11 protein-coding genes and 1 pseudogene are annotated in these 10,052 nt (G+C 61.5%); 3 read left to right on the top strand and 9 right to left on the bottom strand.

Features of this window, described 5'->3' with window-relative positions; translation table 11 throughout:
* The 3 genes and pseudogenes from ACMLHZ_RS11380 to ACMLHZ_RS11370 all read right to left on the bottom strand — a co-directional run.
* A pseudogene (locus ACMLHZ_RS11380) lies at positions 1-234 on the bottom strand (biotin synthase); the annotation flags it as partial.
* 219 nt (positions 235-453) lie between these two features.
* Positions 454-1,077 carry a histidine phosphatase family protein gene (locus ACMLHZ_RS11375; RefSeq protein WP_418667814.1) on the bottom strand — a complete coding sequence of 208 codons (624 nt, stop codon included), beginning with the start codon at positions 1,075-1,077 and terminating at the stop codon, positions 454-456.
* A gap of 87 nt (positions 1,078-1,164) precedes the next feature.
* The gene (locus ACMLHZ_RS11370; RefSeq protein WP_418667813.1) at positions 1,165-1,785 is read right to left on the bottom strand and encodes a LexA family protein; all 621 of its coding nucleotides are present in this window, start codon (positions 1,783-1,785) and stop codon (positions 1,165-1,167) included.
* A 178-nt stretch (positions 1,786-1,963) separates the two neighbouring features.
* Between ACMLHZ_RS11370 and ACMLHZ_RS11365 the strand changes: the two genes are divergently transcribed.
* Complete coding sequence (locus ACMLHZ_RS11365) at positions 1,964-2,203, top strand: hypothetical protein (RefSeq protein ID WP_177565432.1); 240 nt, start codon at positions 1,964-1,966, stop codon at positions 2,201-2,203.
* 131 nt (positions 2,204-2,334) lie between these two features.
* Here the strand turns inward: ACMLHZ_RS11365 and ACMLHZ_RS11360 are convergent, their stop codons facing one another.
* From ACMLHZ_RS11360 to ACMLHZ_RS11335, 6 genes are all read right to left on the bottom strand, one after another.
* Positions 2,335-2,559, bottom strand: coding sequence for a hypothetical protein (locus ACMLHZ_RS11360; protein ID WP_418667812.1), 225 nt, complete (start codon positions 2,557-2,559; stop codon positions 2,335-2,337).
* Between the two features lie 26 nt (positions 2,560-2,585).
* Positions 2,586-3,488, bottom strand: coding sequence for an SPL family radical SAM protein (locus tag ACMLHZ_RS11355; protein WP_418667811.1), 903 nt, complete (start codon positions 3,486-3,488; stop codon positions 2,586-2,588).
* 23 nt (positions 3,489-3,511) lie between these two features.
* Complete coding sequence (locus ACMLHZ_RS11350; protein ID WP_418667810.1) at positions 3,512-3,829, bottom strand: hypothetical protein; 318 nt, start codon at positions 3,827-3,829, stop codon at positions 3,512-3,514.
* A 163-nt stretch (positions 3,830-3,992) separates the two neighbouring features.
* A complete protein-coding gene (locus ACMLHZ_RS11345; protein WP_418667809.1) occupies positions 3,993-4,352 on the bottom strand; it encodes a BlaI/MecI/CopY family transcriptional regulator in 360 nt (119 codons plus the stop codon).
* 264 nt (positions 4,353-4,616) lie between these two features.
* The gene (locus tag ACMLHZ_RS11340; RefSeq protein ID WP_177565443.1) at positions 4,617-5,576 is read right to left on the bottom strand and encodes a GTP-binding protein; all 960 of its coding nucleotides are present in this window, start codon (positions 5,574-5,576) and stop codon (positions 4,617-4,619) included.
* A 17-nt stretch (positions 5,577-5,593) separates the two neighbouring features.
* A complete protein-coding gene (locus tag ACMLHZ_RS11335; RefSeq protein WP_418667808.1) occupies positions 5,594-6,655 on the bottom strand; it encodes a GTP-binding protein in 1,062 nt (353 codons plus the stop codon).
* Positions 6,656-6,887: 232 nt separating this feature from the next.
* On the opposite strand from ACMLHZ_RS11335, the gene ACMLHZ_RS11330 reads away from it, so the two are divergent.
* The gene (locus tag ACMLHZ_RS11330; RefSeq protein ID WP_418667807.1) at positions 6,888-8,675 is read left to right on the top strand and encodes an aminopeptidase P family N-terminal domain-containing protein; all 1,788 of its coding nucleotides are present in this window, start codon (positions 6,888-6,890) and stop codon (positions 8,673-8,675) included.
* Positions 8,676-8,994: 319 nt separating this feature from the next.
* Positions 8,995-9,888 (top strand): EamA family transporter, encoded by an 894-nt coding sequence (locus ACMLHZ_RS11325; protein ID WP_418667806.1) that lies wholly within the window; start codon positions 8,995-8,997, stop codon positions 9,886-9,888.
* Positions 9,889-10,052: the final 164 nt, after the last annotated feature.

The raw sequence follows: 10,052 nt of genomic DNA, 5'->3' as shown, positions 1-10,052 counted from the left end.
ATCGTTTGAGCTCCGGTTCACACAATACGCGCAGTCATAGGCGCACACATTGGTCATCAGCACCTTCAAAAGGCTCACACAGCGCCCGTCCGCCGAAAAGGCATGGCAGATGCCCGGCGCGCTGGCACTTCCAATACTCCCCGCCTTGCCCTGCCGGTCCACCCCGCTGGAGGTGCAGGCAACGTCGTATTTGGCGCTGTCGGCCAAAATCGTGAGTTTTTGCATCATATCCACGGGCTCGCGCCTCCTCTGTCCGCTGGGCTGCTCTCCCAAAAGGGTGCACAAAACCGGGCCCGCCGCTGCGCGGGGGCCTTTCAACCCAAATTCCCTGCCCGCCGCCGGGCCTTTCAATGCCATCGGCCGGGGGCAGGCTCTCTTTTTCCCATTTCCCTTTGGGGGCAGGGCCGCAAAGCCCAGCTGCATCTGTCACAGCTCAAAAAAATTTTGCGCCGCTCATTTCAAATACTTTTCCGCATACCCGGCGTCCGCCTTGCCGAGCACCTCTTTTAAATGGAAGGGCCCGCCGCTGCTCTCCAGCACCGCCACGCAGCAATTGTCCAGGTTCACAGCCCAGAACTCGCTCATGGGCCGCCTGAGCGCGCAGGTCAGCAGCGCGTGCAGTGCAGCGCCGTGGCTGGCCGCCAGCACCGTTTGCCCCGCATGCCGCGCCAGCATCTCGGCCGCAAACGCGCCTGTGCGCGTCATCAGGCTTTGCAGGCTTTCGCCCCCCTGCGGCGGGCGGTAGTTTGCCGGGTCCGCAAAAAAGGGGGCAAAGGCCGGGCCGAGCCCGCGGCTCTCGCACCCCTCCCATGGGCCGAACGCAATCTCGGTCAGCCGCTCATCCGTTTGGATTGCGCCCCGTTCCCAGCCGCTCACCAGCGCCGCCGTTTCCACCGCCCGGCTCAAAGGGCTGGAGTATACCGCGTCAAAGCGCACGCCCTGCAATAAAGCGCGGGCCTCCCGGGCCTGTGCCCGGCCGGTGTCGTTCAGTGCAATGTCGGTGCGGCCCTGCAGCGCCGCGCGCACGTTCCAGTCGGTTTGGCCGTGGCGGATCAAATACAGCCGGGTAAGGGGCATCAAAAAACACGCTTCTTTCCTTTTGAAGTACGGTTTATGGGATTCATCCTATGGTAAGATAGCATTGTGGCCAAGGGCCGGCCCCTCTCACCACTTTGCTTTCGTTTCAACCACCTTGCCGGCAATGAACAGCTGATCCAGCTCTTCCCCCCGGATTACCTTTGCCTCATAGCGGGGGTTGAAGGGCTGCAGGATCACCGCGTTGCCCCGCTGGATAAATTTTTTCAGCGTTCCCTCGCCCTCTCCGAACACCATCACGCCCAGATCCCCGTTCTCCAGGGTGGGCTGCCGGTGCACCAAAGCCAGGTCGCCGTCCTGAATGCGGGGCTCCATGCTGTCGCCCTTTACCACCAGGTAAAAGTAGTTCGAGGGGTCCTTTACCCGCGCGTATTCCACCCCGTAGTCCTCTTCAAAGGCCAGCGCGCCGTAGCCGGCCCGCACGGTACCCACCACCGGGATGGGGCTCTCCTCGTAGCCGCCAAAAAAGCGCTGCACCGCACTGGGCTGCTCCACCGCGCCAATGCCCAGCAGCGAATCGACCGAGCTTTCCAGCAGCGCGGCCAGCCGCGCCAGCGTGGCCGGATCCGGCGAGGAGCGCCCGGTCTCCCATTTTCCCACAGCCTGCTGGCTTACCCCCAGCCTTGCGGCAAGCACCTTTTGGCTGTAGCCCTTTTCCTTGCGCAGTTTTTTTAAGCGCTCCTGAAACATAGGCGATCCACTCCTTTCATCTCTATTGTTATTATACAACCGCAAAGTGTTTATGTAAAGGCGCATTAATAAAAAAAGTTGTTAATTTTCGCTTGACAACAACTAATAGTTGTTGTAAGATAAATTCAGAAACCACACCGCATCCATGCGGTACAAACCTACAGTGAGGGGCGGCATCATGAAAAAATTCGTGTGTGATATGGGTTGCATCCTGGCGGCTTTGGGCATGCTCATGGTGGCGGGCGCCGCCATCGAGGGCAGTCTTGCCCTGCCTGCCGCCGCTCTGGCTTTGGCGGGGCTGGGGCTTGCCATTGCCGTGCTGCGCCGCGCCGGCAGCCGCCCTGCGCCCCGTCCGGGCCGGGCGCCCCGGCTGCGCGTCGCCCGCCCCCAAAAAGGCCGCGGTCTGCGGGCGGCCTGAATTTTATTTTGCGTTCCCCTAAGGGTTTTGTGTGCGGGAAAGGCCCGGCGCTCGAAAGAGCGCCGGGCCTTTCCCTTATTGAATGCGGGCGGGTGGCCCCGCACGCCTTGTCCTTCCAAGGCAAAACGCCGTCAGCCCGGCAAATCGGAATGTGTTTTCTGGTGGCCCAGTTCCTTCTCTATCAGGCAATTTGCAATTTCAAACGCCCTTATCCGCCTTTTTGCCAATGTAATCTGCGGCTTATATCTCCCTGTATTTTCCTTTGCTTCCAAAGTTTTAACCGTTTCTCTCAATTTGTGCAGGGTTGAATCGATCTGCCTTTTTGCTTCGGTCAAATCGTCTTTTTGAAATTCCATCTGTCGGCTTCTCACATCACAGTTTGTTATAAAAACGTCATCTGGCTGGGCTCGGCGCCCTTGATGAGCCCCTCGATCCGGGGCAGCCGCCACTCCAGCCCCTCTTCCCGGCAGGCCGCCTCAAACGCGGCCTGCAATTCCAGCGCGCGCGGGCTGGCACAAAAATATTTTGGTCCAAAGGCCCTTTTGTACCGTGTTTCCATCCCGGGAAAGCGCCGCGCAAGCTCCGCGTGAAAATACTCCCGCTGGCCGGTCCGCTGGGTCACCCCAAAATCGCCCGGGCCGCCCACATAGCAGTACGCCGCACCCGCGCGGGCCGCGGCGTGCACGATGCCGGTCACATTCCCGGGGGTGTCCTCCAAAAAGGGCAGGATCGGCGTCAGCACCACGCCGCACAGCACCCCGGCCGCGCACAGCTCGCGCAGGGCGGCCAGCCGGGCCGAGGTGGGGGGCGCGTGCGGCTCCACCTGGCGGCAGAGTTCGTCGTCCAGGGCGGTAATGCTGAACATCACTGCCACCGGTTCCCGCTCCCCCAGGCGCAAAAGCAAGCCCAGATCGTTTAAAACCAGGTCGCTTTTGGTCAGCACCACCGCGCCGAATCCATAGCGGCAAAACAGGTTCAGCGCGCCGTGGGTCAGCCGCTCGGCGGGTTCAAACGGATTATAGGGGTCGCCCATGGAGCCGGTCAGCACCACGCCGCGCCTGCGGGTCGCGCGCAGATCGGCTTCCAAAAGGGCCAGGGCGTTCTCCTTGGCGTGCACCGTGTCAAAGTCCTGCACACCGTAGCAGGCGCTGCGGCTGTCGCAGTAAATGCAGCCGTGGCAGCAGCCCCGGTACAGGTTCATGGTGTAACCGGAACCAAACCACCCGTTCTTTTGGTAGGACGACAAAATGCGCTTTGCCGGCACCGTGGGCACCGCTTCCGCCATGGGCCTTGCCCCCTTTCCCGTGTTCAGCCCTTGCAGCCCAGGTCGTCCCAGTCGCCAAAGTCCTCGGGGGAGGCAATGCGGGTGGCGTCCAGCCGCCCGTCGCCGGTAAGCGGTTTTTCGGCCGCGCCCAGCTCCACCGGGTTCGGGTTCGGGGCGGCGTCGGCCGCGCCGCCGGCGGGCGCCGCCGGGGCCTCTTGTTCCCCCTGGCCCTGCTCGGGCGGCAGCTCCACATATTCCCCGTCAATGTGGCCGTCGTCGTTGTAGTCCTTCAGCAGCTTATAGGCAAAGGCTCCTGCGGCGATCCCCAGGCCAACCGATAAAAAACGTCGAAAAAATCCCATTTTTCCCTTCTCCTCTCAAAAGTTTTGTATATGGTATGAGTATACCACAGGGCCGCCGTCGGCGCAACGAAAAAGCGTCGCCCCAAAGTGCAGGCGGGCCCGTGCCGATATCGGCACGGGCCCGCTTTCAAATAAATTTCCTTTTTGAGGGTCGCTGTTGGAGTTAGTCCTCGCCCAGCAGCCGCCGCAGCCGGGGCAGCTGCTCGGGTGGCACGCTGCCCGCTTCCAGCAGGGTCTCCAACAGGCCGGCGGCGTCCCCCTGGAAGCGCTTTTCCAGCAGGGCGCAGGCTTCGCCGCGCCGTATCTGCTGCCGGCTCACCAGCGGCGTCACGGTAAAATCATTTCCCCCGCGCTGGATCACGCCCTTTGCAATGAGCCGCTTGAGCACGGTGTAGGTGGTATTTTTCGCCCAGCCAAACCGCTGGCCGGCAATGGCCGATACCCTGCTCGCGGTGACCGGCGCGTTCTCCCACACAATGTCCATCAGGTTCCACTCGGCCTCGAACAATTTATTGGTCTCCACCTCTCTATCCGTCCTTTCCACTTGCCCTCCGGGCACTTTTCTGCATTTTACACTGTACTTTAAAATATAGCATAAATACTTTGTTTTTACGACAAATAATTCTTTCTTTCGCGGATTTTTGTAACTTTGCCACATACCATTCCCTTTTTGATTATTTACTATGACACTAGCAGACCAGTTATATAGTATATTTCTCCCCAAAAAGTGGTAAATATGCACAAAAAGAGAGCCTCCAAACGTTTAAAAATGTTTGGAGGCTCTCTTTCAGCTAAAGGTCACCACGTCATTCTTTAAAGGCTGCGCCGCTTCCAGCTCCAGCGCGGTCAGCACCGGGCCCTTGCCCCCAAACAGCGGGTGGAACTGCACCCGCACCCTGGCCGTCAGCTTGATCCAGCTGCGCTGGGCAAGCGTTTTCACCCCGTCGTACTTGCAGGGAAAGCCCACAAACTGTATATCCTGCACACAGCAGGTCATGGCAAAGCGCCCCGGCACGAACTGGCCCTGCCCCACCCGGGGGGTCTGGCATACCTGCGCGGTGAAGCGAACTGTTTTTCCCGCGTACTTCTCCGGGTCCTCGCTGGCGTCCATATACCAAATGCCAAAATCCTCGTCGGCAATGTCGATCACGTCGGCGTTGATGTCAAAAGGCAGCTCGTCCGGCAGCTCGTCGTACTCCACGCTGCCGTCGGCAGATTCATACGCGATGTCGCAGCGGCGGGTGGCCTGCCGCACCGCCTTGTGGATAAACTCCCGGTCGGGGCTGGCGCTCACCGCCTCGGCCCGGTTCACCACCAGCAGCTCCGCGGCGGCGAACTTGTCCAGCATCAGCTGGCGCATGTTGTCAAAATAGGTGCGGAAGGTGGTGCCGTCCGCCGTGCAGATCGCCTGGTAAACGACCCAGTTCCCCGGCAGCGCTTCCGCCAGGTCCTGCACCGGCCACATGCCGTTGTATTCCACGATCACCCGGCCGGCGCCGCTGGCCCTTTCCAGCGCGGCCAGGTGTTCCGGGTTCAGCTCCGCCTTGTCCTCCAGTACCTCCACCGTGGTGCCGCCGAAGGCGAATTTGTCCGGTTCGTACTCCACCTCCCCCTCCTCGCACACCAGCAGCAGCGTTTTGTCGCCGGAATCGAATGCGGGGTCGTTCATGGTTTCCTGAATAAAGCTGGTCTTACCGCTCTCCAAAAAGCCCAAAAACAGGTATACCGGTATCTCTTTTTCCGCCATTGTACTTTTCCTCTATCTCAGGCCAGCTGAAACAGCCCGGCCAGGGCCTCTTCGTCCAGCTTGGCGCCGATCACACACAGCCGGCCGGTCACGTCGGGGCTTCCGGTGCGCACATCCGCCTCGCCGGGCACATAGTCGAAATAGATCCAGCCGCCTTCGCCGGGCAGCATGCCCTTGGCCCGCAGCACCGTTCCGTACTTCCCAGTGTCCAGCGCTGCCAGGGCGCCGCGCACCTCGGCTTCGGTGAATTGGCGTGCTGTTTCGCGGCCAAAGCTGGTGAACACCTCGTCGGCGTGGTGGTGGTCGTGATGATGCCCCTCGTGGCAGCACTCCTCCCCATGCTCATGGTGATGCCCCTCATGGCAGCACTCCTCCCCATGCTCATGGCGGTGCCCCTCGTGGCAGCACTCTTCCCCGTGCTCATGGTGGTGATGCCCGTGCTGCTCCGCCTCGGTCTCGGCCAGCAGCTGGGCCACAAAGTTCTGCTTTTGCTCCATCGCAGCCAGGATCTGCCCGCCCGAAAGCGCCGCCCAGTCGGTGGTCACAACCGTGGCCTCCGGGTTCTTTTCGCGGATCAGCGCCACGGCGGCCGCCGCCTTTTCCTCGCTGGCAGCTCCGGTGCGGCTCAGGATAATGGCGTTGGCGTGGCTGATCTGGTCGTTGTAAAACTCGCCGAAGTTTTTCATATACAGCTTGACCTTGTTCACATCCGCCACGGTGGCAAAGCAGTTCAGCTTTACCTCCCGCTCCTGTGCCACGGCGGCCACCGCCCTGGTCACGTCGCTCAGCTTGCCCACGCCCGAGGGCTCAATCAGAATGCGGTCCGGCGTATACTGGTCAATCACCTTTTTCAGCGCCTCCCGGAAGTCGCCCACCAGGCTGCAGCAGATGCAGCCCGAATTCATCTCGGTGATCTCGATGCCGGCTTCCTTTAAAAAGCCGCCGTCGATGCCAATCTCGCCGAACTCGTTTTCAATCAGCACCAGCTTTTCGCCCGCATAGGCTTCCGCGATCAATTTTTTGATCAGGGTCGTCTTTCCAGCGCCCAAAAAACCGGAAAAAATATCAATTTTCGTCATGTCGTTCCCGCTCCTTTTTACGCAAGCGGCGGCCCGGTGCATCCACCCGGCCGCCCTTTTGTTTCTTCCACTTACTATTATACCCAATTTGTCAACACCCCCGCAGGGGAACCGGCGCGAAAAAAGCCTTTCAAAATCTGCCGCCGGGTGCTAGAATGGTAGCAGTGACCGGGCGGGTGGGGCCCCTGCGTGTTCCCGCCGCCCAACAAGCAAACGAAAAGAGGTTTTTAGCATGAAGACCACCAACGAAAAAATTGCCCTGCTGCGGCGGGCCATGCAGGCCGCCGGGGCAGATGCCTGCCTGATCCCCTCCTCCGATCCCCATGCCAGCGAGTATCTGCCCGACCACTGGGCCGCCCGCAGCTACTTTTCCGGTTTTACCGGCAGCGTGGGCACCCTGGTGGTGACCGGGAGCGCCAGCGCCCTCTGGGCCGACGGGCGCTACTTCATCCAGGCCGAACGGCAGCTGGCCGGCAGCGAGGTGCAGCTCCAGCGCATCGGCGTGGAGGGCGTGCCCACCGTGGAGGAATACCTGGCCGCGGCCCTCAGCGAGGGGCAGGTGCTCGCGCTGGACGGCATGGTCACCCCCACTGCCACCGTGCAAAGCCTGCAAAAAGCCCTGGCCGCAAAGGGTGCGGTCATCAAAAGCGTCGATCTGGTAGAGGGCAACTGGGAGGGCCGCCCCCCCGTGCCCGCCACCCCGGCCTTTTTGCTGGACGTAAAATATGCCGGCCTCTCCGCCGGCGAAAAGCTGGCCCGCCTGCGCGCCGCGCTGGCAGAACAAAAGGCCGGCGCCATGGTGGTCACCCGGCTCGACAGCGTGGCCTGGCTGCTCAACCTCCGCGCGGCGGATATCGACTGTACCCCCTTTGCCCTGGCCTACTGCTTTGTCACCCCGGACGACGCCATGCTCTTCATGGACGCCGGCCGCCTGCCTGCCGGGGCCGCGGCCGCCCTGGGCGCGCAGGGGGTCCGCGTGATGGATTATGAAAAGCTGCTGGGCACCCTGACCGGCTACCACCACGACCACACCGTCCTGGTCGACACCGCGGGCACCAACTGGGCCATCTACACCGCCCTGCAGTCCAACCCCTGCTTCACCCTGGTGGAGGGCTGCGACCCGGTCCAGGCGCTCAAAGCCGTCAAGAACCCCACCGAGATCGAAAATCTCAAGACCGCCCACGCCAAAGACGGCGTGGCCATGGTCCGCTTTGCCATCTGGCTGGAGGCCGGGCTGGCCGCCGGCCGCGCCGTGACCGAGGTGGACGTGGAGCAAAAGCTGCTTGCCCTGCGCGCAGAACAGGAGCTCAACCAGGGCGCCAGCTTTGATACCATTGCCGCCTACGGTGCCAACGCCGCCATGATGCACTACCATGCCACGCCCGAAAACTGTTCTGCAATCCAGCCCCGGGGCTTTTTGCTGGTGGACTGCGGCGGCCAGTATCTCGACGGCACCACCGACATCACCCGCACCTACGCCCTGGGCGGGCTCACTGAAAACGAGCGCACCTATTACACCTATGTGTTAAAAAGCCACATCGACATGGCGAAGCTTCAGTTCCTCTCCGGCTGCACCGGCGGCAACCTGGATGTCATCGCCCGCGCCCCGGTGTGGGCCCACGGCATCGACTACCGGTGCGGCACCGGCCACGGGGTGGGCTTTTTCGGCGGCGTGCACGAGGGGCCCCACAATCTGCGCATCAACAACAATGTGGTGTTTAAGCCCGGCATGCTGGTCACCGATGAGCCCGGCATTTACGAAGAGGGCGAGGTGGGCATCCGCATCGAGAACGAGCTGGTCTGCGTGGAGCGCGAAAAGAACCAGTACGGCCAGTTCCTGGGCTTTGAGGCGGTGACCTACTGCCCCATCGACCTCACCCCGGTCCGGGCCGAACTGCTGGACGAGAGCGAAAAGGCCTGGCTGAACGCCTTCCATCAAACTGTATACGATACCCTGGCCCCCCGCCTGACCGAGGCCGAGCGCGCCTGGCTGGCCGAAAAAACAAATCCTTTGGCGTAAACGCGCCCCTTGCGCCGCCGCCCCGGCAAACCGCCCGGGGCGGCGTTTTTTTCCGCGCTCCCGCCGCGCCCTTGCACCCCGCGCCCTTTTGTGCTAGAATAAATCGTTCTGTGCGCGGCATTCCCGCCGCACAGGGCAAACTTTAGGCCCGGCGCCGGAAAGGAAGGTCTGCCCTATGCACAGCGCCCGCCGTGTTCCCACGGCCCACGCCCACATGCCGGCCCACTGCTGGAGCAGCGTGGCCCACCGGTTTCCCCGCAGGCCGCCCCCGGCCCCGCTTTAAGCCTCCCCCTAAAACAATGTAAAGGAAGTTTGAAGCATGAGTTGGTTTGTCTTTTCCCTGTTTTCAATTTTATTCTGGAGCGGTTCCGACCTGTTCTCCAAAATGGGCTCCAAGCCCAGCGACACCTACAGCCACTGGAAAATGATCATCGCCGTGGGTGCCGTCATGGGCCTGCACGGCATCTACATGGTCGCCACCGGCACCCCCTTCGCCTTTGGCGATATTCTCACCTACCTGCCCGCCTCGCTGCTGTACATCCTGGCCATGATCCTGGGGTATGCGGGGCTGCGGTACATTGAATTGTCGGTGTCCAGCCCCATCTGCAACTCCTCCGGCGCGGTGGCCGCGGTGCTCTGCTTTGTGTTTTTAAAGCAGGCCATGACCGGCCTGCAGCTGGCCGCCGTGGCGCTGATCTGCCTGGCCGTTCTGCTGCTCTCGCTGCTGGAAAAGCGCCAGGGCGACGCCGAGCGGGCCGAGCGCAGGGAGCAAAGCCCCGTCAAGTACCAAAAAAGCGTGTGGGCCATCCTGTTCCCCATCCTCTACTGCATCATCGACGGCCTGGGCACCTTTGCCGACGCCCTTCTGCTGGATACCCGCATCGCCGAGGAGCAGGCCAACATTGCCTACGAGTTCACCTTTCTGTTCATGGCGGTGTGCGCGTTCATCTATGTTGTGGTCATCAAAAAGCAGCGCTTCCGCCTGTGGGACGAAAAGCCCAAGTTCGCCGCCGCCCTGGTGGAGACCGCGGGCCAGTTCACCTACATCTTCGCCATCGGCGGCAATGCGGTGGTGGCCGCGCCCCTCATCAGCAGCTACTGCGTGTTCAGCGTGCTGTGGAGCCGCATTTTCCTGAAAGAAAAGCTCAGCTGGAAGTATTACGCGGTCATCGGCCTCGCGGTGGTGGGCATCGCCATTCTGGGCATGGAATAGCCCCGGCGCGTCCCCTGCATAAAGTCAAGCCCGGCAGCCAACTGGCTGAAGTGGTAAAAAGATGGTAGACACGAAAGTGCCTACCATCTTTTTGTGTTAGTATAAAGGAAAAGGAGAGAGAAAATATGCGACGAAAATATATCATGCGAAGCAAAGAAGAAAAG

The organism is Allofournierella sp. (assembly GCF_048388525.1).
Lineage (GTDB): Bacteria > Bacillota > Clostridia > Oscillospirales > Ruminococcaceae > BQOK01.
This window is presented reverse-complemented; position numbering and strand designations above follow the sequence as displayed.